Origin of the sequence: Pseudomonas sp. NPDC088322 (genome assembly GCF_044740745.1) — a bacterium.
GTDB lineage: Bacteria > Pseudomonadota > Gammaproteobacteria > Pseudomonadales > Pseudomonadaceae > Aquipseudomonas > Aquipseudomonas shirazensis.
Genome location: NZ_JBIURK010000001.1, coordinates 654,974 through 679,036, shown reverse-complemented (window position 1 = coordinate 679,036; position 24,063 = coordinate 654,974). Strand labels below are relative to the sequence as shown.

Below are 24,063 nucleotides of genomic sequence, written 5' to 3'. Positions count from 1 at the left end.
ATCAATAACGCTTGGCGGCGTAACGCTTGAGCATGCTCGGGACGTCGAGGATCAACGCAATCCGGCCATCGCCAGTGATCGTCGCGCCAGACATGCCCGGGGTGCCCTGCAGCATCTTGCCCAGCGGCTTGATCACCACTTCTTCCTGGCCGACCAGTTGGTCGACCACAAAGCCGATGCGCTGGGTGCCGACCGAGAGGATCACCACATGGCCCTCGTGCTGCTCTTCATGCACCTGGCCCTGGACCAGCCAGCGCTTGAGGTAGAACAGCGGCAGCGCCTTGTCGCGGACGATGACCACTTCCTGGCCGTCGACGACATTGGTGCGCGACAGGTCGAGGTGGAAGATCTCGTTGACGTTGACCAGCGGGAAGGCAAACGCCTGGTTGGCCAGCATCACCATCAGGGTCGGCATGATCGCCAGGGTCAGCGGCACCTTGATGACGATCTTCGAACCCTGGCCCTTGGCCGAGTAGATGTTGATCGAGCCGTTGAGCTGGGAAATCTTGGTTTTCACCACGTCCATGCCGACGCCGCGGCCGGACACGTCGGAAATCTCGGTCTTGGTCGAGAAGCCCGGGGCAAAGATCAGGTTGTAGCAGTCCGATTCGCTCAGGCGCTCGGCGGCGTCCTTGTCCATCAGGCCTTTTTCCACGGCCTTGGCACGCAGCACGTTGGGGTCCATGCCTTTGCCGTCGTCCGAGATCGACAGCAGGATATGGTCGCCTTCCTGTTCGGCCGACAGCACCACCTTGCCGGTGCGAGCCTTGCCTGAGGCGTCGCGCTCGTCGGGCATTTCGATGCCGTGGTCGACCGCGTTGCGCACCAAGTGGACCAACGGGTCGGCCAGAGCCTCGACGAGGTTCTTGTCGAGGTCGGTTTCTTCGCCGACCAGCTCCAGGTTGATTTCCTTCTTGAGCTGGCGGGCAAGGTCGCGAACCAGTCGCGGGAACCGCCCGAAGACTTTCTTGATCGGCTGCATGCGGGTCTTCATCACCGCAGTCTGCAGGTCGGCCGTGACCACATCGAGGTTGGACACAGCCTTGGACATGGCTTCGTCGCCGCTGTTCAGGCCCAGGCGCACCAGCCGGTTACGCACCAGCACCAGCTCGCCTACCATGTTCATGATCTCATCCAGCCGCGCGGTGTCGACGCGTACGGTCGTCTCGGCTTCGCTGGCGTGCTTTTCTGCGGGCGCTGCTGGCGCTGGCGCACGTGCCGGGGCCGCTGGCGCAGGCTTGGCAGCAGCTGCGGGTGCAGCAGGCTTGGGCGCAGCTTTCACCTCAGCCTTGGCTGCTGCCGGTGCAACGGCCACAGCAGCCGCTTCGGCAGCGTCAGTCGAGAACTTGCCTTTGCCGTGCAGCTCATCGAGCAGCGCTTCGAACTCGTGCTCGCTGATTTCGTCGCCGCTGGCAGCCGGCGCGGGGCTGGCTGCAGCCTCGGCAACCGCAGCAGTCGGCAGCGCATCGGCAGCGAAGGTGCCCTTGCCATGCAACTGGTCGAGCAATGCTTCGAATTCGTCGTCGGTAATCTCGTCACCGGCCGGCGCTGGCACGACAGCCTCGGGAGCGACCGTGGCCGCCTCGACCGAGAACTGGCCCTTGCCGTGCAGTTGATCGAGCAGAGATTCGAATTCGGCGTCGGTGATTTCATCCGACTCGGCGCTGGCTGCACCTGGCTGCGGCTGTTCAGCAGCCTCGGCCTCGGCCTTGACCGCATCGAGCGAGTCGAGCAGTTGTTCGAACTCGGTGTCGGTGATGTCTTCCTCGACCACCGCTGGCTCAGGCTCGACCACCGCGGCAGGCGCGGGCGCCGCACCCGGCTCGGCCAGACGCGACAGCGCTGCCAGCAACTCGCGGGAAGCCGGGGTCACCTCGGTGCGTTCGCGCACCTGGCCGAACATGCTGTTGACCGAATCCAGCGCTTCCAGAACCACGTCCATCAGCTCGGCGTCGACCCTGCGCTCACCTTTGCGCAGGATGTCGAAGACGTTCTCGGCAATGTGGCAGCACTCCACCAGCTCATTGAGCTGGAGGAAGCCGGCGCCCCCTTTTACAGTGTGAAAACCGCGGAAAATCGCATTGAGCAGGTCGGCATCATCCGGTCGGCTTTCCAGCTCGACCAATTGCTCGGACAACAACTCAAGAATTTCCCCGGCTTCTACCAGGAAATCCTGAAGGATTTCTTCATCGGCGCCGAAGCTCATTAAACGTGCTCCCTAAAAACCAAGGCTGGACAGCAGATCGTCGACATCGTCCTGACCGGACACAACGTCTTCACGCTTATCGGCATGAATCTGCGGACCTTCACCCCGAGTCGGATGTTTTTCTTGATCTTTTTCAGCACGCAACTGATCGTGGTCATGTTCGATACCGGCAAAGCGGTCGACTTGACTGGCCATCAGCACCAGCTTGAGCAGATTGCTTTCTACTTCGGTGACCAACGCGGTGACGCGTTTGATCACCTGGCCGGTCAGGTCCTGATAGTCCTGAGCCAGCAAGATGTCATTGAGGTGCCCGGACACCTTGCGGTTGCCCTCGGCACTGTGCGTCAGGAAAGTGTCGACTCGTTTGACCAGATCGCGAAACTCCGGCGCGGCCACTTCACGGCGCATGAAGCGCTGCCAGTCAGTGCTCAGCGCCTGGGCCTCACCGGCCAGGTCGTTGAGTACCGGGGTGCTCGCTTCGACCAGGTCCATGGTGCGGTTGGCGGCACCCTCGGTCAGCTTGACCACGTAGGACAAACGCTCGGTGGCATCGGTGATCTGCGAGACTTCCTCGGCCTGCGGCATTGCCGGGTCGATCTGGAAACTGACGATCGCACTGTGCAGCTCGCGGGTCAGTTTGCCGACTTCCTGGTACAGGCCACGGTCGCGTGTCTGGTTGAGCTGATGAATCAGCTGCACCGCATCGCCAAACCGGCCGCGCTCAAGGCTCTCGACCAGTTCCTGAGCGTGCTTCTTCAGGGTGTTTTCAAACTCACCCAAAGAGTTGTTGTTAGAGTCCATGGCGCCCCCTGGCGTGATTTAGCTATTCACGCGTTCGAAGATCTTTTCGATCTTCTCTTTGAGCACCTGGGCGGTGAACGGCTTGACCACGTAACCATTGACGCCGGCCTGGGCCGCTTCGATGATCTGATCACGCTTGGCTTCGGCAGTTACCATCAGCACCGGCAGATGCTTGAGACGCTCATCGGCACGCACTTTGCGCAGCAGGTCGATGCCGGACATGCCGGGCATGTTCCAGTCGGTGACGAGGAAGTCAAAGTGGCCGCTTTCGAGCATCGGCATGGCGGTCAGGCCATCGTCGGCTTCCTGGGTATTGGTGAAGCCCAGATCACGCAAGAGGTTCTTGATGATCCGCCGCATCGTCGAAAAGTCGTCAACGATGAGGATTTTCATGTCTTTGTTCAATTAGACCTCCAAGCAGTCTTAAACGCGCTCGGCCCCGAGCGCGCATTCAATCAATTCGGTACACCGTCAAAACGACTGCAGCGACCCCGGTTTCAACGCGCTCGCCATTCACCCAGCCGGCTGCGCAGACGTGCCGCGCATTGGCTGTGCAGCTGGCTGACACGCGACTCGCTGACCCCCAGCACCTCACCGATTTCTTTGAGGTTGAGCTCTTCGTCGTAGTACAGCGCCAGCACCAACCGCTCGCGTTCCGGCAGGTTGGCGATCGCATCGGTCAACGCCGTCTGGAAGCGTTCTTCTTCCAGATCACGCGACGGTTCGACCTGCGCACTGGCGCCATCCTCGTGCAGACCTTCATGTTCGCCGTCCTGCAACAGGTCGTCAAAACTGAACAGTCGGCTGCCCAGGGTATCGTTCAGAATCCCGTAATAATCATCGAGACCTAATTGGAGTTCGGCAGCAACCTCGTGATCTTTAGCGTCGCGACCGGTTCTTGCTTCAACAGCGCGCATCGCGTCGCTGACCATACGGGTATTGCGGTGCACCGAACGTGGCGCCCAGTCACCCTTGCGGACCTCGTCGAGCATGGCGCCACGGATGCGGATACCGGCGTAGGTTTCAAAGCTGGCGCCCTTGCTGGCATCGTATTTGTTGGACACTTCGAGCAGGCCGATCATGCCGGCCTGGATCAGGTCCTCGACCTGCACGTTGGCCGGCAAGCGCGCCAGCAGGTGGTATGCGATGCGCTTGACCAGCGGCGCGTAACGCTCGACCAACTCGTACTGGGCGTCCTTGGAAGCCTTGCTGTACATCTGAAAACCGCTTGCACTCATAGCACTGGTCCCGCACTGGTGGGCTGCACCAGGCGCTCGACGAAGAACTCCAGATGCCCACGAGGGTTGGCAGGCAGCGGCCAGCTATCGACCTTCTGCGCGATGGCCTTGAACGCCAGCGCACACTTGGAGCGAGGGAAGGCTTCGTAAACTGCACGCTGCTTCTGCACCGCCTTGCGCACGCATTCGTCGTACGGCACGGCGCCGACGTATTGTAGGGCGACGTCAAGGAAGCGGTCCGTGACCTTGGTCAACTTGGCGAACAGGTTGCGCCCTTCCTGCGGGCTCTGGGCCATGTTGGCAAGGACGCGGAAACGGTTCATGCCATAGTCGCGATTGAGCAGTTTGATCAGCGCGTAGGCGTCGGTGATCGAGGTCGGCTCGTCGCACACCACCAGCAGCACTTCCTGCGCGGCGCGGACAAAGCTCACCACCGAATCGCCGATACCGGCAGCGGTGTCGATGACCAGCACGTCGAGGTTGTCGCCAATCTCGCTGAAGGCCTGGATCAGCCCGGCGTGTTGCGCCGGCTGCAGATGGACCATGCTCTGGGTGCCCGAGGCGGCCGGCACGATGCGTACCCCGCCAGGCCCCTGCAAGAGCACGTCGCGCAACTCGCAGCGGCCTTCGATGACGTCGGCCAGGGTGTGCTTGGGCGTCAGCCCCAGCAGCACGTCGACGTTGGCCAGACCCAGATCGGCGTCCAGCAACATGACCCGGCGGCCGAGTTCGGCCAACGCCAGGGACAGGTTGACTGAAACGTTGGTCTTGCCGACGCCACCTTTGCCACCGGTCACGGCGATAACCTGTACGGGATGCATGCTACCCATATTTGTTCTTTACCTTGTCGCGCTTGAACCGAGGCCACATGGAGGGCTGTGATTAAAGCCCTTGCTGTAGGTACTTTGCATTGTGTTCATCTTCAACCCACGCGTTTGCCGGAGTTGTGGTACAGATCAGCGAACATATCGGCCATGGCCTCTTCGCTGGGGTCTTCCTGCATTTGCACGCTGACGGCGCGGCTGACCAGTTGGTGCTTGCGCGGCAGGTGCAGGTCGTCAGGAATACGCGGACCGTCGGTAAGATAGGCCACGGGCAGTTCATGACTGATCGCCAGGCTCAGTACTTCACCGAGACAAGCGGTTTCATCAAGCTTGGTCAGGATGCAGCCAGCCAGGCCGCAGCGCTTGTAGCTGTGATAGGCGGCAGTCAGCACCTGTTTCTGGCTGGTGGTTGCCAGGACCAGATAATTCTTCGAAGCGATACCGCGCCCGGCGAGCGTCTCCAGCTGCATGCGCAGGGCCGGATCACTGGCCTGCAGGCCGGCGGTATCGATCAGCACCACACGCTTGCGCAGCAGCGGCTCCAGGGCCTGGGCGAGGGACTCGCCCGGGTCGACGTAGGTCACCGACACGTTGAGGATGCGGCCCAGGGTCTTGAGTTGCTCCTGAGCGCCGATACGGAAGCTGTCCATGCTCACCAGCGCCAGGTTCTGCGCGCCGTACTTGAGCACATAACGCGCTGCCAGCTTGGCCAGGGTGGTGGTCTTGCCCATGCCGGCCGGGCCAACCATGGCAATTACCCCGCCCTCCTCGATCGGTTCGATCTCGGGTACATCGATCATTCGCGCCAGGTGTGCGAGGATCATCCGCCAGGCTTGCCGCGGCTCGTCGATTTCGCCGGTCAGGTCGAGCAGTTCACGGGCCAGCGCACCGGTCAGGCCAACACGCTGCAGGCGCCGCCAGAGGTTGGCCTGCAGCGGTTTGCTGCCCTGCAACTGGCTCCAGGCAAGCGAGCCCAGCTGTACTTCGAGCAGTTCACGCAGGCCGGACAGCTCCGAGCGCATGGCATCGAACAGGCGCGGATCAACCGGCGCCACTGCCGGTGCAGCCGGGGCGGCGGGCTGCTCGACGTGCGGCTCGACCAAGGGCTCGGAAGCGGTCAGCGAGAGGCCGGCAAACAACTGACGGTTGCCGTCATCGGCATCGCTGCGGCTGCTCAGTTCGGCCTGGGCGGTAGCGATGCGCGACTGGGTCTTGCGCAGCTCGTCTTCAAGCTCAGGGTTGGGCACCCGCGGCGCCAGCGCCGACAGCTTGTAGTCCAGTGCAGCGGTCAGCTCAACGCCGCCGGCGATGCGCCGGTTACCGATGATAGCGGCATCGGAGCCAAGCTCATCGCGGACCAGCTTCATGGCCTGACGCATATCTGCGGCGAAAAAACGCTTAACTTGCATACTCCACTACCTCAGCCGTTCGGGCCCACGGTGGCAACGATGGTGACTTGCTTGTTGTCAGGTATTTCCTGATACGCCAAAACATGCAAATTCGGTACAGCCAGGCGGCCGAAGCGCGACAGCATCGCCCGGATCGGCCCGGCTACCAGAAGGATAGCTGGCTGACCTTGCATCTCCTGACGCTGGGCCGCTTCGATAAGCGAACGCTGTAGCTTTTCGGCCATGCTCGGTTCAAGAAGAACACCATCTTCCTGACCTTGCCCGGCCCTTTGCAGACTATTGAGCAAAATCTGTTCCAACCTTGGCTCCAAGGTGATAACAGGCAGCTCGGACTCAACGCCGACAATGCTTTGCACGATGGCGCGACACAATCCGACGCGCACTGCGGCGACCAGCGCGGCATTATCTTGACTCTTGCCAGCGTTGTTGGCGATAGCTTCGGCAATGCTGCGGATATCGCGCACCGGCACTTGCTCGGAGAGCAGAGCTTGCAGGACCTTGAGCAGCCCCGACAAGGAAATGACACCCGGCACCAGCTCTTCGGCAAGCTTCGGCGAGGCCTTGGCCAGTACTTGCAACAGTTGTTGGACTTCCTCGTGACCGATCAGTTCGTGGCAGTGCTTTTGCAGAATCTGGTTCAGGTGGGTCGCCACTACGGTGCTGGCATCGACCACGGTGTAGCCCAGCGACTGCGCCTGCGCGCGCTGGCCGATGTCGATCCAAACCGCCTCCAGGCCGAACGCCGGGTCACGCGCGGCGATACCGTTGAGGGTACCGAACACCTGGCCTGGGTTGATTGCAAGCTCGCGGTCCGGGTAGATCTCGGCTTCCGCGAGGATTACCCCCATCAGGGTCAGACGATAGGCACTTGGCTGCAGGTCGAGGTTGTCGCGGATGTGCACGGTCGGCATGAGGAAGCCCAGATCCTGCGAGAGCTTCTTGCGCACGCCCTTGATCCGCGCCAGCAACTGGCCGCCCTGGTTGCGGTCGACCAGCGGGATCAGCCGGTAGCCTACTTCCAGGCCGATCATGTCAATCGGCGTGACGTCGTCCCAGCCCAGCTCCTTGGTGTCCATTGCCCGCTGCGGGGATGGCAGCAGATCCTGCTGGCGCTGCACTTCTTCCAGCGCCTTGACCGCCTTGACCTGCTGTTTGCGCCAGACCAGATAGGCACCACCGGCGGCCATTACACCGAGGCTGAGGAAGGCCACATGCGGCATCCCCGGGACCAGGCCCATGACAATCATGATGCCGGCCGACACGCCCAAGGCTTTTGGCGAGTCGAACATCTGCCGGTTGATCAGCTTGCCCATGTCCTCGGAGCCCGAGGCGCGCGTCACCATGATTGCGGCGGCGGTGGACAACAGCAAGGATGGCAACTGCGCCACCAAACCGTCACCAATGGTCAGCAACGCATAGACCTTACCGGCCTCCCCACCCGACATGCCGTGCGAGAGGATACCGATCAGCACGCCGCCGATGAGGTTGATGAACAGGATCAGCAGGCCGGCAATGGCGTCGCCGCGAACGAACTTGCTGGCACCGTCCATAGAGCCGTAGAACTCGGCTTCCTGGGCGACTTCGGCGCGGCGCGCCTTGGCCTGGGCCTGATCGATCAGGCCTGCGTTGAGGTCGGCGTCGATCGCCATCTGTTTGCCGGGCATGGCATCGAGGGTGAAGCGCGCGCTGACTTCAGAGATACGCCCGGCGCCCTTGGTCACCACCACGAAGTTGATGATCATGAGGATGGCGAACACCACGGCACCGACCACGTAGTTGCCGCCGATCACCACCTCACCAAAGGCCTGGATGACCTTGCCCGCCGAGCCATGGCCCTCGTGGCCGTGCAGCAGCACCACCCGCGTCGAGGCGACGTTGAGCGCCAGGCGCAACAGCGTCGCTACCAGCAGAATGGTCGGGAAGGCGGCGAAGTCCAGTGGCCGCAGGGCATATACGCAGACCAGCAGCACCACCAGCGACAGGGCGATGTTGAAGGTGAAGAACACGTCGAGCAGGAACGGCGGGATCGGCAACATCATCATTGCCAACATCACCAACAGCAACAACGGCACACCCAGGTTGCCCCGACCGAGTCCGCTCAGGTTGCTGCGCGCGTTGCTGATTAACTGACTGCGATCCACCGCGATTCCTCTTCAAGCAAAACTTTGACGCCTGTAGAGCGCCTGCGCTGCCTCTGCAAGAAGCTGTCCAACTTTGCCAACGGATGCCTGCGATCAGCTGTCGCGGCGCAGATCGTCCGGAATCGGCAGGTCTTTGTTCAGCGGATCAGGGCGCTTGCCCTTGCCGGCGCGGTGCTGGCGGACCTGGAAGACGAACGCCAGCACCTGGGCTACCGCCAGGTACAGGCCGGCAGGGATTTCCTGCTCGATCTCGGTGGAGTAGTAGATCGCCCGCGCCAGCTCCGGCGACTCGAGAATCTGCACGTTGTGCGCGGCGCCGATCTCGCGGATCTTGAGGGCGATGAAGTCGCTGCCTTTGGCCAGCAGCAACGGCGCGGCCCCGCCCTTCTCCGGGTCGTATTGCAGGGCTACGGCATAGTGGGTCGGGTTGGTGATGATCACGTCGGCATCAGGGATTGCCGCCATCATGCGCCGCTGCGAGACCTCGCGCTGCAATTGCCGGATGCGCTGCTTGACCTCGGGCTTACCGTCGGAGTCCTTGTGCTCGTCGCGCACTTCCTGCTTGGTCATCTTGAGTTTTTTCTGCGTCTGCCAGAGCTGGAACGGCACGTCAGCCGCAGCGATCAGCAGCAGCCCCGCCGACACCCACACCGCACTCCAACCGACCACTACCGCGCTGTGAATGATCGCTTGCTCCAGCGACTCGTTGGCAATGGACAACAGCGCTATACGGTCATTGAGCAGCACCAGCCAGCCCACAAACAGGATCAATACGAACTTGGCCATCGCTTTGAGCAGCTCGGTCAGCGCGTTCAGCGAGAACATCCGCTTGATCCCGGCCAGAGGATTCATCCGGCTGAATTTGGGTTGCAGCAGGCTGCCGGAGAAGATGAAGCCACCCAGAATGATCGGCGCTACAAAGGCAATCACGAACAGCATGATCAACAATGGCTGCGCCGCCCACAGCGCCTTCTGGCCTGATGCCAGCAGAAAAAGACCCATCGAGCGCTCGTCGATCAGGACCTCGCGTGACACCGAGAAGTTGATCCGCATCAGGTCCATCAGGGTGTCAGCCAGATGGCCGCCGAACACCAGCAGGCCGCCGGCGCCGGCGAGGGTCACCGCCACAGTATTTAGCTCTTTGGAACGGGCGATCTCACCTTTCTTACGCGAGTCACGCTTGCGCTTGTCGGTGGGGTCTTCCGTCTTGTCCTGGCCGCTCTCGCTTTCTGCCATGCTCAGCGCGCCCGTGCCAGATCACGCAGCCACTGCAGCGCTTCGCTGGCCAGTGCCTGGTAATGCGAGAGGATGTCGGCCAGGCCGACCCAGAACAGGCCAAGGCCGAGTACCAGGGTCAGCGGAAAACCGATCGAAAAGATGTTCAACTGCGGCGCCGCACGGGTCATTACACCAAACGATACGTTGACCACCAGCAGTGCGGTGACCACCGGCAGAATCAACAGCACCCCAGCGCCAAATACCCAACTCAGGCGCCCGGCTATTTCCCAGAAGTGCTGGACCACCAGGGCATTGCCGACCGGCAAGGTGGTAAAGCTTTCGCTGAGCACCTCGAACACCACCAAGTGGCCGTTCATCAGCAGAAACAGGATGCTCACCAGCATGGTCATGAACTGGCTGACCACCGCCACGTTGACGCCGTTGACCGGGTCGACCATAGAGGCGAATGCCATACCCATCTGGATCGCGACAATTTGCCCGGCGATGACAAACGCCTGGAACAGCATCTGCAACGAGAAACCGAACAGCGCGCCCACCAGGATCTGCTCACCGCACAGCATCAGCCCGCGCAGGCTCAGCGGGTCGAACTCCGGCATTGGCGGCAGCCCCGGCACGATGGCCACGGTAATCGCCAGCGCGGCATACAGGCGCACCCGCGCCGGCAGCATCTTGGTGCCGAAAATGGGCATGGTCATCAGCACCGCAGTCACGCGGAACAAGGGCAGCATGAAAGTCGCTACCCAAGTGCCGATCTGCGCGTCGGTAAGCTCCAGCATCGCCGGCTAACCGATCAACTGCGGGATGCTGGTGTACAGACCAAGCATGTATTCCATGAACTTGGTCACCAGCCAAGGCCCGACCACGATCAGCGTCACCAGCATCACCAGCAGACGCGGCAGAAAGCTCAGGGTCTGTTCGTTGATCTGGGTCGCAGCCTGGAACATCGCTACCACCAGACCGACCAGCAGGCTCGGCACTACCAGCACGGCGACCATCAGGGCGGTCAGCCAGAGCGCATCACGGAACAGGTCAACGGCAACTTCAGGGGTCATGCCACGCTCTCCTTGACGGTGTCAGAGGCCACCGAAACTACCGGCCAGGGTGCCCATGATCAGTGCCCAGCCATCGACCAGCACAAACAGCATGATCTTGAACGGCAGCGAGATGATCAGCGGCGACAGCATCATCATACCCATCGCCATCAGCACGCTGGCGACCACCATGTCGATGATCAGAAACGGGATAAAAATCATGAAACCGATCTGGAATGCGGTCTTCAGCTCCGAGGTGACGAACGCCGGCACCAGAATGGTCAGCGGTGCCTGCTCGGGGCTGGCAATGTCGGTGCGCTTGGACAGGCGCACGAACATGTCCAGGTCGCTCTGCCGAGTCTGCGCCAACATGAAGTCCTTGAGCGGCCCCTGGGCCTTGTCGATGGCCTGCTGAGCCGTCATCTGCTCGCTCAGGTACGGCTGCAGGGCATCCTTGTTCACCTTGTCGAACACCGGCGCCATGATGAACAGGGTCAGGAACAAGGCCATGCCGGTGAGCACCTGGTTGGATGGCGTCTGCTGCAGGCCAAGGGCCTGGCGCAGGATCGAAAAGACGATGATGATGCGGGTGAAGCTGGTCATGAGGATGACGAACGCTGGAATGAAACTCAGCGCAGTCATGATCATCAGGATCTGCAGGCTGACCGAATACTCCTGCTGGCCGTCGGCGCCACTGGACAAGGTAATGGCGGGGATCGACAGCGGGTCGGCGGCCAGGGCCAGCGGCGCGGCCAGCAGCAGCGCCAGGGTCAACAGCATGCGCACGGCGCCGATCATCACTTGGTGTCCTTCTGATCCTTGCCCATCAGCTCCAACAGCCGCTGGGCGAACTCTGGAGTCGCGGGGCGGGCACTGGCAGGCACCTCGACCGGCTCGGCCAGCACATGCAAGGCCTTGATGCTGCCCGGGCTGTGCCCGAGCAGGATCTGTTCCTTGCCGACCTGCACCAGCAACAGCCGGTCACGCGGGCCGATGGTGCGGCTGCCGATGATCTCGATCACCTGGCCACCGCGCGGCGCGGCGCCCTGCATGCGCCGCAGCAGCCAGGCCAGCGCGAAGATCAGGCCGACCACCAGCAACAAGCCAAAGACCATCTGCGCCAGTTGCCCGCCCAGGCCACCTGGCGGCGTCGCGGCGGTGACCGGGGCAGCAGCAGGCGCTTGCGAGGCAACCACCACTTCGCTGACCAGCAGCGTGGCGACAGCGGCCACAGCGCGTATCACCGGCTTCACTCAGCGCAGCTTCTTGATGCGTTCGCTAGGACTGATCACGTCGGTCAGGCGGATGCCGAACTTCTCGTTGACCACAACCACTTCGCCATGGGCGATCAGGGTGCCGTTGACCAGCACATCCAGCGGCTCACCGGCGAGGCGGTCGAGCTCGATCACCGAACCCTGGTTGAGCTGCAGCAGGTTGCGGATGTTGATGTCGGTGCTGCCGACTTCCATCGAAATGCTCACCGGGATGTCGAGGATCACATCCAGGTTCGGCCCTTCGAGGCTGACGTTTTCATTGGGCTTGGGCGAGCTGGCGAACTCTTCCATCGGCAGGCGCCCGGCGCCGCCACTGTCGGCGGCCAGCAGTGCATCGATGTCGGACTGGCCGGCATCACCGGTTTCTTCCAACGCGGCAGCCCATTCATCGGCCAGGGCCTGGTCCTCGGCAGAGGTGATTTCGTTTTCGTTAGCCATAGTGTCCTCGACAAGCATTCAATTCGGGGTTGCGACCGGCACGCCGTCAGCGGCGCTCGATCGGATCGATGATCTGCAGGGCCAGATTGCCCTTGTGCGAGCCCAGCCGCGCCTTGAACGACGGCACGCCATTGGCGCGCAGCACAAGGTGCTCGGGCAGCTCAACCGGGATCACATCGCCCGGCTGCATGTGCAGGATGTCGCGCAGTTTCAGCTGGCGGCGGGCAACCGTGGCGGTGACCGGCACACTGACATCGAGCACGTCCTCGCGCAGGGCCTTGACCCAGCGCTCGTCCTGATCGTCGAGGTCGGACTGGAAGCCCGCGTCGAGCATCTCGCGCACCGGCTCGATCATCGAGTAGGGCATGGTCACGTGCAGGTCGCCGCCGCCGCCATCGAGCTCGATGTGGAAGGTCGACACCACTACCGCTTCACTGGGGCCAACGATATTGGCCATGGCCGGGTTGACCTCGGAGTTTATGTACTCGAAGTTGACCGGCATGATCGCCTGCCAGGCTTCCTTGAGGTCAACGAAGCACTGATCCAGAACCATGCGCACCACACGCAGCTCGGTCGGGGTGAACTCGCGCCCCTCGATCTTGGCGTGACGCCCGTCACCGCCAAAGAAGTTGTCGACCAGCTTGAACACCAGCTTGGCGTCGAGAATGAACAACGAGGTGCCGCGCAACGGCTTGATCTTGACCAGGTTGAGGCTGGTGGGCACGTACAGCGAATGGATGTACTCGCCGAACTTCATCACCTGCACACCACCGACCGCCACATCGGCGGAGCGGCGCAGCAGGTTGAACATGCTGATCCGCGTATAGCGGGCAAAACGCTCGTTGATCATTTCCAGGGTCGGCATGCGCCCGCGCACGATCCGATCCTGACTGGTCAGGTCGTAGCTCTTGATGCTGCCGGGGTCGGCAGCACTTTCGGTCTGTACCAGGCCATCGTCGACGCCATGCAGCAGCGCGTCGATCTCATCCTGGGACAGCAGGTCCTGTACGGCCATTACGAACTCCTACTGCAACACGAAGTTGGTGAACAGCAACTGGTCGATGACCGGCTTGCCGACTTCTTTCTGCGCCACTTCCTGGACCACCGCAGTGGCCTTCTGGCGCAGCATCTCCTGGCCCACCGAACTGCTGGCCAGGGTGTCGAAGCCTTGCCCCGAGAACATCATCACCAGGTTGTTGCGGATCACCGGCATGTGCACCTTGAGTGCGTCGATGTCAGCCTGGTTACGGCCTTGCAGGGTGATGCTCACCTGCATATAGCGCTGGCGGCCATTCTGGTTGAAATTGACCACAAAGGCCGGCGCCAGCGGCTCGTAGATCGCTGCCGGCTTGACGTTGGCCAGGGCCGGGTCGGTGGCTGGCGCCGCTTCGCCCTTGTGCATGATGAACCAGGTAGCGCCCACCGACAGGCCAACCGCCAGCAGCAGTGCCACTACCATCAGCAGGATCAACTTGAGTTTGCCTTTTGCGGCGGGGTCTTTCACTGCTTCGCTCTTCGCCATGCCAATAATCCGTCGTCCATCAGGGGTTCGTAGGTGGATGACGTGGCTTGAGCAAGTGTTATGCCAGATATTGCAACGTAGACAAAACGCCGGGCCCGCCCGTCGTCACCCAACAGAGTGACGGCAGACTGGCCCGGCGTCCTGGATCAGCAAATGCTGGTTCAGGCGTAGTAATCGACTGCGCTGTCGCCGATCACTACTTGCTGCTCGGCCGCGCGTGAAGCCTCGCTCAGCTCGCCTTGTTCACCTTGCTCAGCCGCAGCGGCGGCGCCGCGCCGTGCCGCCACACCGGACAACTGCGATGCCTCTTGCTGCGCCTGCTGTTGCTGACCGCGGGACTGATCGGCAACGTTGACGTCAGGCTGGGCCAGGCCCTGCTGCGCGAATAACTCACGCAAACGGTGCAGCTGGCTGTCGAGGCTGTCACGCACACCGGCGTGACCACTGACGAAGGTAATCTGCGCGGCCTGGTCGGTGGCAATATTGACGCGGATGTCCAACCGACCCAGTTCGGCCGGTTCAAGCTGGATATCCGCCGACTTGAGGTTCTGGCTCGACAGGTACATGACCCGGTTGACCAGGCCTTCGGTCCAGGCGCCCTGGTTCATTGCCAACGGCTGTTGCAGCGGGCTGGGGTTGACCGGCACGGCGTTGGCGGTCTTGGCGGTGGCGGCCTGGGTCAGCGTGGCCAGGCGGTCAGCGAAGTTGTCGACGCGGGTATCACTGCTGGCGCTCTTGATGTCTTTCAGGCCGTCCTCGATCAGGCTGCCGAAAGCTTTGTGGCCTGACTCGGACTTGTCACCTTCGTGCTCGCCTTTCTCGACCACGTTCGCCAAGGTATTGACGGCAGCCTGGTTGCCGTCTGCGGGTGCCTTGCCAGTTTCTGACTGATTGGCCGCATGCGCCGAGGTCGTGCCTTTGGCCTGAGCACTGTGCTCAAGTGCAAAGCGCAGGCTTGGCAGGCCTGCCAAGGCGTCAGCTTCGGGGTCGAACGCAGCCTCGGCCGGCTCGCCGGTTTGCGGCGCTGCAGTTGCCGGCACACCCGCCTGCAAGACGGGAGCAACCGCCTGCGCCTGAGCCTGGATCAGTTGGGCACCGGCTGGGGCGTCAGTGACCTGGCCGGCAACCAGGCTGGCATCCACAGAAGCCTTGTTATCGCCGTCAGTGCTGGCGTCGGCCTGCTGCGCCGGGTCGCTGCCTGGCAAATTATTGCCGTCAGCGGCAACCTCAGGCTTGTCGGCGGTCTGGGCCTTGCCGGCCGAGGCGGCGTCGGGCTTGTCCTTCGGTTTGGCCGGGGCCACTTTGTCGTCACGTTGGCCGACACTGTCGCGGGCCTGCTTTGCCATCACTTGATCAAAGCCTTTATCCTGCGCAACAGCGGCCGCAGGCGGCTTGTCGGCGCCCATCCGGGTCTGCTTGGCGGGAGCGCTGGCTTGGATCAGTGGGTTGGGTGCGACAGGCATCGAGGGTCTCCGCGCCGGCTTGCGGCAAAATCGTCTGCACAGAGACAGGCAAAACTCGCGCCAGTTTTGCTCAACTGCCGGAGACACGCTCACATTCGAGTAGGTAGAAGCACTTCACCTGGCGGTATTCGGAGTCGATACGGTTGACCAGGTCTTCAACGCCATAGGCCGGCGACTGCTTGACCCGCTCTTCGAGCTGCTGGCAAAGGGCGGCCAAACCGACCGCACCCATGTTGCTGCTGCTGCCCTTGAAGCTGTGCGCGGCCATGCCCAACTCACTGGCATTTCTCGCGCCATGCAATTGGCTCAGGCGCCGCTCGGAGTCTTCCAGAAAAATCTCCAGCAGTTGCTGATAGCCACCCTCCATGATGTCCTGCAAGTCACGCAGGACCCGCTCATCGATGTGCACGTCCATCATCTGTTCACTCCCTGTTGAGGCGGCTAGGCCTGGCAGCGTGCTCACCAGAGCACCTCTACCTTGGCGCATCGACCGCCCTCGATCCATTGTGCATCCTGACTCAGGCGCCGCACCAGATGTATTCCGCGCCCACTGAAGGCATCCTGGCGTGGCAGCCGTGCCAGCACCTGCTCGACATCGAAGCCGACACCGCTGTCACGGATTTCGATGATCAGACGCCCTCCTCGCTCCCAGGGTTCAACCTTGAGATCTATCCGAATGTAACCATCTACCTGCTGCGCAAGTCGCTCACCGCGCAACCGGTAAAACTCCGCAAACCCTGCCGCATCGCCCTTTAGCGCTGAATCAAGGCCGAGCACGCCGTGTTCCAGGGCATTGGTATAGAGCTCGGCAAAGACGCTGTGCAACTGTCCGGCAAGCGGTCGCAGGCCATGGATTTCCTGCAGCAGCTGCAGCAGTTGCGGAACTGGATTGACCCACCGCAACGTCTCGCCGCGCAGCTCGAAGGCTAGCGACCAATCGAGCGGGCTGCTGCGCCCCCTGTCGGCATGGCCGGCATTGGCGGGTAAATCCGCGGCTGGCTCGAGCATGCGGATATCACACAGGCTGACATCATCCCGAGCGCGTCCGCCAAACGCCTGCAAGGCTTGCAGCAGTTCCTCGAACAACAGTGCGGGGGTGCGGTTCAGGGCGATTACCTGCTGCAGGCGCTCGACCCCAAACAGTTGCCCGCCGGCGTTGCTGGTCTCGATTACACCATCGGACAGCAGCAACAGCCGCTCACCCGGCGCCAGTGGCATCACCTGGGTACGCTCATCGAAGCGTTCCGGGGCCAGTACACCCAGCGGTAGCTGGGTAGACGGCAAGGTCGCCAGCACTTCGCCGCTGGCCGCCAGATGATAGCCATCGGGCATCCCGCCACCCCAGAACTCCACGGTGCCGCGCTGGTAGCTGATGTTCAGCAGCAACGCACAGCAAAACATGTCTACCGGCAGGATGCGCTTGAGCTTGGCGTTCATTTCGCGCAGCGTCTGCGCCAGACCATAGCCCTTGCCGGTCATGCCATAAAACGCCTCTGCCAGCGGCATGGCGCCGACCGCTGCGGGCAGGCCATGCCCGGTAAAGTCACCCAGCAGCACATGCATGTCACCCGAGGGCGTGTAGGCCGCCAGCAGCAGGTCGCCATTGAACAGTGCAAAAGGCGACTGCAAATAGCGGATATTCGGCGCCTGCAGGCAGCCGGTATGGGCGACCTTGTCGAATACCGCCTTGGCCACGCGCTGCTCGTTGAGCAGATGCTGGTGGTGCAGGGCTATTTCATCGCGCTGCTCGAGGACCTTGGCCTGCAACCTGTGCAGGCGCTCCATGGCGCCGATCTTCGCCGCCAGAATCACCGCACTGTAGGGTTTGGCGATGAAGTCGTCGCCACCGGCTTCAAGGCAGCGCACCAGCGCCTGTTCCTCGCTCAATGACGTGAGAAAGATGATCGGCACCAAGGTCTCGCCGGCCAGCGCCTTGATCTGCCGCGCGGCCTCGAAGCCATCCATGATCGGCATCAAGGCGTCGAGCAGCACCAGTTGCGGCCGGTGCTGGCAAAACAGCGCCACCGCCTCGGCGCCGTTTTCCGCGGTCAACACCTGATGACCCTGGCGGCGTACGATCTGCGCCAGCAACAGACGATCGGCAGCGCCATCCTCGGCAATCAGCACCTGCAAAGTGGCTTCAGCCGGCATGAGCGCGGTCAACTGATGTCGAACAGTTTTTCGAAGTTGGAGATCGCCAGGATCTTGCGCACATCGGCTGTGGCGTGCACCACGCGCACGTCGGAGTCGTCACCGCCAACATGGTCGCGCAACAGCAACAGCATGCCCAGCGCAGAACTGTCCAGGTAGGTTGCCTCACTCAGGTCGACCACAACCTGCTCGGGCCGGCCGTTCTGCCGCTCGTAAGCATCGCGAAACGCCTGATGCTTGGCGAAATCGAAACGGCCCTTGATCGCAATCGTCAGCTTCTTGCCGTCGGGGGAAAGCGTAGGTTCCACTGCCATGCTAGCGATTCCTTCGATGATGGCGGATGCAGCTTCAGAAGGTTTAGAAGACGCGCCGACAAGTTGCAAGCGACAGCGCCAACAAACTCGACCAATGCCCTAGTAAGCGCCGGATCGCGGCAGGCGCTGGGACAGCTCGTCCAGCAGCTTTTGCTCGCGCTTGTCTTCGAGCCGGCGCGCCTCATCCATGTAGCGCTGTACCAGCTTGCGCAAGCCCTCAACCCGGGCGTAAGCCTGCTGCCAGGTGGCACGGGCATTGTTGAGGTTGCTCTGGTGCCAGGCCAGGCTCTGCCGCTGCTGGGTCATAGCCGTTTCCAGCTGGGCCAGAAAGCGCTGATAGTTGAGCAGCCAGCTGCCATTGACGCCCTGCCCACCGCGGTTGATCCACTGCAGCTGGTAGTCTTCGCGAAAGCGCTCGAGCTCGGCCAGCTTGGCCTGGGCCTGGGCTACCTGCTGCTGGAAGTGACCAAGGCGCTGGACCGCCTTGCGCTCAGCCTCTTCGGCAATGTTCACCACCGGCGCCAGGCGCGCGGCACGGCTGGGCGTGCTCATGGCTTAGCCACCGCCTGTGGGCGTGGCAAACACGCCGGCCAACTGCTCACGGCTCTGCGTGCCGCTGACGTTTTCGTCCAGGCCCTGACGCAGGAAGCCGACCAGGCGTGCCTGCAAGGCAATCGCCAGGTCGGTCTCGGGATCGCCGCCCGCAACGTAAGCGCCCACGCTGATCAAGTCGCGGCTCTGCGACAGGCGCGACCACAACTGCTTGAATTTCTGCGCTTGGCGCAAGTGATCGGCGTCTACTACCTGCGGCATGACCCGGCTAATCGAGGCTTCGATGTCGATCGCAGGGTAATGACCTTCTTCGGCCAACCGCCGCGACAGCACAAAGTGACCGTCGAGCACACCCCGCGCCGCATCGGCGATCGGGTCTTGCTGGTCATCACCTTCGGACAGCACGGTATAGAACGCTGTGATCGAGCCCCCGCCGGCCTCGCCGTTACCGGCGCGCTCGACCAGCTTGGGCAGCTTGGCGAATACCGACGGCGGGTAACCGCGGGTCGCTGGCGGCTCACCGATGGCCAGGGCGATTTCGCGCTGGGCCTGGGCAAACCGGGTCAGCGAGTCCATCAGCAACAGGACATTCTTGCCCTTGTCGCGAAAGTATTCCGCGATGCGCGTGCAGTACATCGCAGCGCGCAGGCGCATCAGCGGCGCATCGTCGGCCGGCGAGGCGACTACGACCGAACGCTTCAGGCCTTCTTCACCAAGGATATGTTCGATGAACTCCTTGACCTCCCGCCCCCGCTCGCCGATCAGGCCGACCACGATGATTTCGGCTTCGGTGAAGCGCGTCATCATGCCCAGCAACACCGACTTACCGACGCCGGTACCAGCGAACAGACCCAGGCGCTGGCCGCGGCCGACGGTAAGCAGACCGTTGATGCTGCGGATGCCGACATCCAGTGGTTGGCTGATCGGGTCACGGTTCAGCGGGTTGATGATCGGCCCGTCGATCGGCACCCAATCTTCGGCCTTCATCCCTCCTTTGCCATCCAGCGCCCGGCCAGCACCATCGAGCACCCGGCCAAGCATGCTCATGCCCATCGGCAGGCGCCCGCTGTCATCCAGCGGCACCACCCGCGCGCCCGGCGCGATCCCGGCAATGCTGCCAACCGGCATGAGGAACACCTTGGTCCCGGCAAAGCCCATCACCTCGGCCTCGACCTGCACCGGGTGGTAGCTGTCGTCGTTGATCACCAGGCAGCGACTGCCGACTGCGCCGCGCAGGCCTTCGGCCTCAAGCGTCAGGCCGACCATGCGCAACAGGCGACCCTCGACCACCGGCTGCTCAGGCAGGCTGATCGCCTCGGCGTAGCCGCCCAGGCGCTTGCCGAAGCTGGTGCGGTCAAGGCGCATCGGTGCTGCCCAGGTCCAGGCTGATATCGGCAGGCGCCGGATGCAGGGCCTGATCGTGCAACTGGTCGAACAGCTGCGCTACGGCCTTCTCGATGCGGGTTTCCATGCTGGCGTCGATTCGGCTGTGGGCGGTTTCGATACGGCACCCGCCGGGCAACAACGTTTCGTCTTCAAGGATTTTCCAACTCTCTTCGTGGCGTTCGCGCAGGGCCTTGGCCAGTTCGAAGTCCTGCGGATTGAGGTGGATGCGGATATTGTCGGCGCCCATCGGCAGCAGCTTCAGCGCGCTGCGCAGCACCTGGGTGATCTGGCTCGAATCAGTGCGTAGCTCACGACCGATGACCTGCCGCGTCATGTGCGCCACCAGGTGCACCAGCGAGCGCTCGATCTGGGTGTCCTGCTCGGCAATCGGCTCCAGCAGATGCGCCAGCAACTGCTCAAGCTCACCCAGCTTGGCGGCGAGGGCTTCCTCGGCTTCCTGGCGGACCTTGAGCTGGGTGCTGTGAAAACCCTCGCGCTCACCGGTGGCAAAGCCTTCGTTGTAGGCTTCCTGGCGAATCGCTTCGAGCTCTTCGAGGGTCAGCGGCTGGACCTCGTCGAGGGGCACCTCTTCGATTTCCGGCTCGATGACTTCAGGCTCAGGCTCCGGTGCTGGCGCAGGCGCCGGGTCAAAGCTGGGCAGCGCCCAGACATCGACGCCTTCAAGGTCGCGGGCACGGATCAGGTCGCTGGGGTGTTCGGTGGTGGACATGCTGTGGGGCTCTCAAAAACCATGTTCGGCCAACGTACGCCCTGCTCGCGCGCGCGTCGGTGGAAAAATCCAGCGTGCCAGCGCTGGCGCCTGAGGTCGAACCTTTCAGCGCCAGCCTGAACAAGGCTTAGATCATTTCTTCGGCGCCCTTGCCGCCCAGCACGATCTCGCCGGCATCGGCCATTCGCCGCGCGATGGTGAGGATTTCCTTCTGCGCGGTCTCGACGTCGCTGACCCGCACCGGGCCCTTGGCTTCGAGGTCGTCACGCAGCAGCTCGGAAGCACGTTTGGACATGTTCTTGAAGATCTTGTCCTTGACCCGCTCGTCGGCGCCCTTGAGCGACACCACCAGCACGTCCGAGGCCACTTCGCGCAACAGCGCCTGAATGCCACGGTCGTCGACGTCGGCGAGGTTGTTGAAGACGAACATCAAGTCTTCGATCTGTTCGGACAGGTCGCCATCGATCTCGCGGATCGAATCCATCAGCTGACCTTCGACCGAACTGTCGAGGAAGTTCATGATATCGGCAGCCCGCTTGATACCACCCAGCGTGGTCCGCGCGGCATTGGAGTTGCCGGAGAACTGCTTCTCGAGGATCTGGTTGAGTTCCTTGAGCGCCGCTGGCTGTACCGTATTCAACGACGATACGCGCAGGATGATGTCAAGGCGCACCTTGTGGTCGAAGTTACCCAGCACCTCACCGGCCTGGTCAGGGTCCAGGTAGGCCACCACGATGGCCTGGATCTGCGGGTGCTCGAAGCGGATCACGTCAGCCACGGCGCGTGGCTCCATCCACTTCAGGCTGTCCAGGCCGCTGGTGTTGCCACCGAGCAGAATGCGGTCGATCAGGCCGTTGGCCTTGTCCTCGCCAAGGGCTTGGTTGAGCATCTTGCGGATGTAGCCGTCGGAGCCGACGCCAAGGCTGGTCTGCTCGCCGACGATTTCGACGAACTCGCTCATCACCTGCTGGACCTGGTCGCGGTGGATATTGCCCACCTGCGCCATGGCCACACCGACTCGCTGCACTTCCTTGGGGCCCATATGGCGCAGGACCTGCGCGGCATCGGTTTCGCCCAGCGACAGCAGCAGGATCGCGGCCTTGTCGGTGCGGCTCAGTTTGGCGGTAACGGCTCGGTTATCACTCATCGGCGTTGATCCACTCTTTCACGACCTGGGCGACACGGCCCGGGTCTTCGGCCACCAGGCCTTTGATTGCGTTCAACTGCGCCTCATATCCCTCACTCGGGCTTGGCAACAGAATGCTTTGCGGGCCACCCAGGCTGACACGGTCGTTGGCCAGATCGCCATCCAGACCAATCATCCCACCCAGCTCCATGTCGCCGTCGGCAGCAGACTGCTTGCCACCGCCGGTGATGTTGTTGAGCACCGGACGCAATACGCCGAATACCAACACCAGAATGAACAGCACACCCATCATCTGCTTCATGATGTCCCAGAACCAGGGCTGCGAGTAGAACGGGATATCGGCGATTTCCGGGCTGCGATCAGCGGCGAACGGTACATTGATCACGGTCACGCTGTCGCCACGGCTCGCATCGAAGCCCACCGCGTCCTGAACCAGGCGGGTGAAGCGCGCCAGATCTTCGGCGCCCCACGGTGCACGGGTGGTTTCGCCAGTCGCAGCATCGAGCTTGGCCTGATCATCCACCACCACTGCCACCGACAGGCGGCTGAGGCGGCCCTGTTGCTGACGGGTATGGCTGATCGAGCGGTCCAGCTCGAAGTTCTTGGTCGACTGCTTGCGCTTGTCGGCCGGGTACGGTGCGAGCATAGGCTGGCCGGTGGCCGGGTCCATGATCTGCGCGCCATTGGCATCCAGCAATGGCTGGCCAGGCTGAATGGCACCCGCTGGGGTTGCCGCGGCGGTGGCGTTTTGCGGTGCGGCAGCGGCAGCTGGCGGCTGGTTGCTCAGAGCACCCGGCACGCCTTGCGGCCCCTGGCTGCTGGTGCGCTGCTCGTCGACCGACTGTTCGCTGCGCAGGGCTGGCTGATCAGGGTTGAACTGCTCGGAGGTCGACTCGACTGCACTGAAGTCGACATCGGCCGACACTTCAGCCTTGTAGCGGTCATTACCCAGCACTGGCTGCAGGATGTTGTGCACACGCTGGGTGAGCATGCCTTCCATGCGTCGGCTGTAATCGAACTGCTTGCCGGCCATGGTCAGCGAAGAGTCCTGCAGTTGATCGGAGAGCAGGTTGCCTTTCTGGTCGACCACGGTGACCTGGGTCTTGTCCAGTTCCGGCACGCTGGTAGCCACCAGATTGACGATCGCCATCACCTGGCCCGGCTCCAGCGCACGGCCCGGATACAGTTCGACCAGTACCGACGCACTTGGCTTGCGCTCGTCGCGCACGAATACCGAGCTTTTCGGGATCGCCAGATGGACGCGGGCGGCCTTGACGTTGTTCAGGCTCGACACGGTGCGCGCCAGCTCGCCTTCCAGGCTGCGCCGGTAGCGGGTCGCCTCCATGAACTGGCTGGTGCCCAGACCCTGCTCTTTGTCGAGCATCTCGAAGCCGACGTTGCCGTCGCTTGGCGCCACGCCAGCGGCTGCCAGTTTCAGGCGCGCACGGGAGAGGTCGTCGGCCTTGACCAGCAGAGCGCCGGAGTTGGGCTCCACGTTGTAGGGGATGTCGGCGGCGCCAAGCACTTCCATGACCTGCTTGGTGTCCATGCCGGCCAGGCTGCCATACAGCGGCCGGTAGTCCGGCTGCTGCGACCAGAGCACCACGGCAAAGCCGATAGCCACACTGGCAGCCAGCCCGACCAACAGGCCGACCTGACGCAAGGCGGGCATCCGCGAGATGTTTTCCAGGAACGACATGCCGAACAGCGGCGGCTTGGCCACTGGCGGCCCGCTCTTGGCGGGGGCGTTATCGACGACTGCTTCGGCCATGAGTCAATTAGTCCTCAAACCGGCATCTGCATGATGTCCTGGTACGCCTGAACCAGCTTGTTGCGCACCTGGGTCAACGCCTGGAATGACACCGAGGCTTTTTGTGAAGCAACCATCACGTCGGTCAGGTCCACGCCGCTCTTGCCAATTTCGAAAGCGTTGGCGAGCTGGCTCGAGGCCTGCTGGGTTTCATGGACCTTGCCAATGGCCTGGCCGAGCATGTCGGCAAAACTGCTCTGCCCTGGCGCCAGCTCAGGCGCAGCTGCCACTTTGGGCAGGGACATGGCATCGGCCTGCATGGACCGCATGTCCAACATCAGACGATTGAATTCAACACCTTGGCTCATGAACTTCTCTCTCCGGCGGCCGCATTTTTTTGACACTCATGCAGCGGATAGGCTGGTGCTAGCAAGAGCGATGCCAGCC

The 24,063-nt window shown here is 62.5% G+C and carries 25 protein-coding genes; all 25 read right to left on the bottom strand.

The window, feature by feature from the left end; all coding sequences use genetic code 11:
- Position 1: 1 nt before the first annotated feature.
- A complete protein-coding gene (locus tag ACIOAU_RS03185) occupies positions 2–2,206 on the bottom strand; it encodes a chemotaxis protein CheA (RefSeq protein ID WP_101317891.1) in 2,205 nt (734 codons plus the stop codon).
- 12 nt (positions 2,207–2,218) lie between these two features.
- Positions 2,219–3,007, bottom strand: coding sequence for a protein phosphatase CheZ (locus ACIOAU_RS03180; RefSeq protein ID WP_401179890.1), 789 nt, complete (start codon positions 3,005–3,007; stop codon positions 2,219–2,221).
- Between the two features lie 18 nt (positions 3,008–3,025).
- The gene (locus tag ACIOAU_RS03175; RefSeq protein ID WP_178080754.1) at positions 3,026–3,400 is read right to left on the bottom strand and encodes a chemotaxis response regulator CheY; all 375 of its coding nucleotides are present in this window, start codon (positions 3,398–3,400) and stop codon (positions 3,026–3,028) included.
- Between the two features lie 104 nt (positions 3,401–3,504).
- Positions 3,505–4,245: an RNA polymerase sigma factor FliA gene (fliA, locus tag ACIOAU_RS03170; RefSeq protein ID WP_101317885.1), complete on the bottom strand. Its 741-nt coding sequence runs from the start codon at positions 4,243–4,245 to the stop codon at positions 3,505–3,507.
- A complete protein-coding gene (gene fleN / locus ACIOAU_RS03165; protein ID WP_101317883.1) occupies positions 4,242–5,075 on the bottom strand; it encodes a flagellar synthesis regulator FleN in 834 nt (277 codons plus the stop codon). Before fleN ends, fliA begins: the two co-directional genes overlap by 4 nt.
- Positions 5,076–5,167: 92 nt before the next feature.
- Positions 5,168–6,478: a flagellar biosynthesis protein FlhF gene (flhF, locus tag ACIOAU_RS03160; protein ID WP_101317881.1), complete on the bottom strand. Its 1,311-nt coding sequence runs from the start codon at positions 6,476–6,478 to the stop codon at positions 5,168–5,170.
- Positions 6,479–6,489: 11 nt separating this feature from the next.
- A complete protein-coding gene (gene flhA, locus ACIOAU_RS03155; protein ID WP_101317879.1) occupies positions 6,490–8,619 on the bottom strand; it encodes a flagellar biosynthesis protein FlhA in 2,130 nt (709 codons plus the stop codon).
- A 93-nt stretch (positions 8,620–8,712) separates the two neighbouring features.
- Positions 8,713–9,855, bottom strand: coding sequence for a flagellar biosynthesis protein FlhB (gene flhB / locus ACIOAU_RS03150; RefSeq protein WP_401179883.1), 1,143 nt, complete (start codon positions 9,853–9,855; stop codon positions 8,713–8,715).
- Between the two features lie 2 nt (positions 9,856–9,857).
- Positions 9,858–10,634, bottom strand: coding sequence for a flagellar biosynthetic protein FliR (gene fliR, locus ACIOAU_RS03145; protein WP_101317871.1), 777 nt, complete (start codon positions 10,632–10,634; stop codon positions 9,858–9,860).
- Positions 10,635–10,640: 6 nt separating this feature from the next.
- The gene (gene fliQ / locus ACIOAU_RS03140; RefSeq protein ID WP_101317868.1) at positions 10,641–10,910 is read right to left on the bottom strand and encodes a flagellar biosynthesis protein FliQ; all 270 of its coding nucleotides are present in this window, start codon (positions 10,908–10,910) and stop codon (positions 10,641–10,643) included.
- Positions 10,911–10,931: 21 nt separating this feature from the next.
- Positions 10,932–11,687 (bottom strand): flagellar type III secretion system pore protein FliP, encoded by a 756-nt coding sequence (fliP, locus tag ACIOAU_RS03135; RefSeq protein ID WP_178080752.1) that lies wholly within the window; start codon positions 11,685–11,687, stop codon positions 10,932–10,934.
- Entirely contained in the window at positions 11,687–12,142 is a 456-nt protein-coding gene (gene fliO, locus ACIOAU_RS03130) for a flagellar biosynthetic protein FliO (RefSeq protein WP_101317866.1), read from the bottom strand. The genes fliP and fliO overlap by 1 nt, the downstream gene beginning before the upstream one ends.
- Positions 12,143–12,601, bottom strand: coding sequence for a flagellar motor switch protein FliN (fliN, locus tag ACIOAU_RS03125; RefSeq protein ID WP_101317864.1), 459 nt, complete (start codon positions 12,599–12,601; stop codon positions 12,143–12,145). It abuts the gene before it with no gap.
- 46 nt (positions 12,602–12,647) lie between these two features.
- Positions 12,648–13,616, bottom strand: coding sequence for a flagellar motor switch protein FliM (gene fliM / locus ACIOAU_RS03120; RefSeq protein ID WP_101317862.1), 969 nt, complete (start codon positions 13,614–13,616; stop codon positions 12,648–12,650).
- Between the two features lie 9 nt (positions 13,617–13,625).
- Positions 13,626–14,123: a flagellar basal body-associated protein FliL gene (gene fliL / locus ACIOAU_RS03115; protein WP_101317860.1), complete on the bottom strand. Its 498-nt coding sequence runs from the start codon at positions 14,121–14,123 to the stop codon at positions 13,626–13,628.
- A 161-nt stretch (positions 14,124–14,284) separates the two neighbouring features.
- Complete coding sequence (locus ACIOAU_RS03110; protein WP_401179876.1) at positions 14,285–15,586, bottom strand: flagellar hook-length control protein FliK; 1,302 nt, start codon at positions 15,584–15,586, stop codon at positions 14,285–14,287.
- 70 nt (positions 15,587–15,656) lie between these two features.
- Entirely contained in the window at positions 15,657–16,004 is a 348-nt protein-coding gene (locus ACIOAU_RS03105; RefSeq protein ID WP_101317857.1) for an Hpt domain-containing protein, read from the bottom strand.
- Between the two features lie 41 nt (positions 16,005–16,045).
- Complete coding sequence (locus tag ACIOAU_RS03100; RefSeq protein WP_401179872.1) at positions 16,046–17,737, bottom strand: SpoIIE family protein phosphatase; 1,692 nt, start codon at positions 17,735–17,737, stop codon at positions 16,046–16,048.
- A gap of 8 nt (positions 17,738–17,745) precedes the next feature.
- A complete protein-coding gene (locus tag ACIOAU_RS03095) occupies positions 17,746–18,051 on the bottom strand; it encodes an STAS domain-containing protein (RefSeq protein ID WP_101317852.1) in 306 nt (101 codons plus the stop codon).
- A gap of 99 nt (positions 18,052–18,150) precedes the next feature.
- Positions 18,151–18,603 (bottom strand): flagellar export protein FliJ, encoded by a 453-nt coding sequence (gene fliJ / locus ACIOAU_RS03090; protein WP_401179869.1) that lies wholly within the window; start codon positions 18,601–18,603, stop codon positions 18,151–18,153.
- A 3-nt stretch (positions 18,604–18,606) separates the two neighbouring features.
- Positions 18,607–19,968, bottom strand: coding sequence for a flagellar protein export ATPase FliI (fliI, locus tag ACIOAU_RS03085; protein WP_101317848.1), 1,362 nt, complete (start codon positions 19,966–19,968; stop codon positions 18,607–18,609).
- Positions 19,958–20,719: a flagellar assembly protein FliH gene (gene fliH, locus ACIOAU_RS03080; RefSeq protein ID WP_101317846.1), complete on the bottom strand. Its 762-nt coding sequence runs from the start codon at positions 20,717–20,719 to the stop codon at positions 19,958–19,960. Before fliH ends, fliI begins: the two co-directional genes overlap by 11 nt.
- Before the next feature lie 127 nt (positions 20,720–20,846).
- Positions 20,847–21,866 carry a flagellar motor switch protein FliG gene (gene fliG / locus ACIOAU_RS03075; protein WP_101317844.1) on the bottom strand — a complete coding sequence of 340 codons (1,020 nt, stop codon included), beginning with the start codon at positions 21,864–21,866 and terminating at the stop codon, positions 20,847–20,849.
- A complete protein-coding gene (gene fliF, locus ACIOAU_RS03070; RefSeq protein WP_101317842.1) occupies positions 21,859–23,637 on the bottom strand; it encodes a flagellar basal-body MS-ring/collar protein FliF in 1,779 nt (592 codons plus the stop codon). The genes fliG and fliF overlap by 8 nt, the downstream gene beginning before the upstream one ends.
- Positions 23,638–23,651: 14 nt before the next feature.
- Positions 23,652–23,984 carry a flagellar hook-basal body complex protein FliE gene (gene fliE / locus ACIOAU_RS03065; protein WP_101317840.1) on the bottom strand — a complete coding sequence of 111 codons (333 nt, stop codon included), beginning with the start codon at positions 23,982–23,984 and terminating at the stop codon, positions 23,652–23,654.
- Positions 23,985–24,063: the final 79 nt, after the last annotated feature.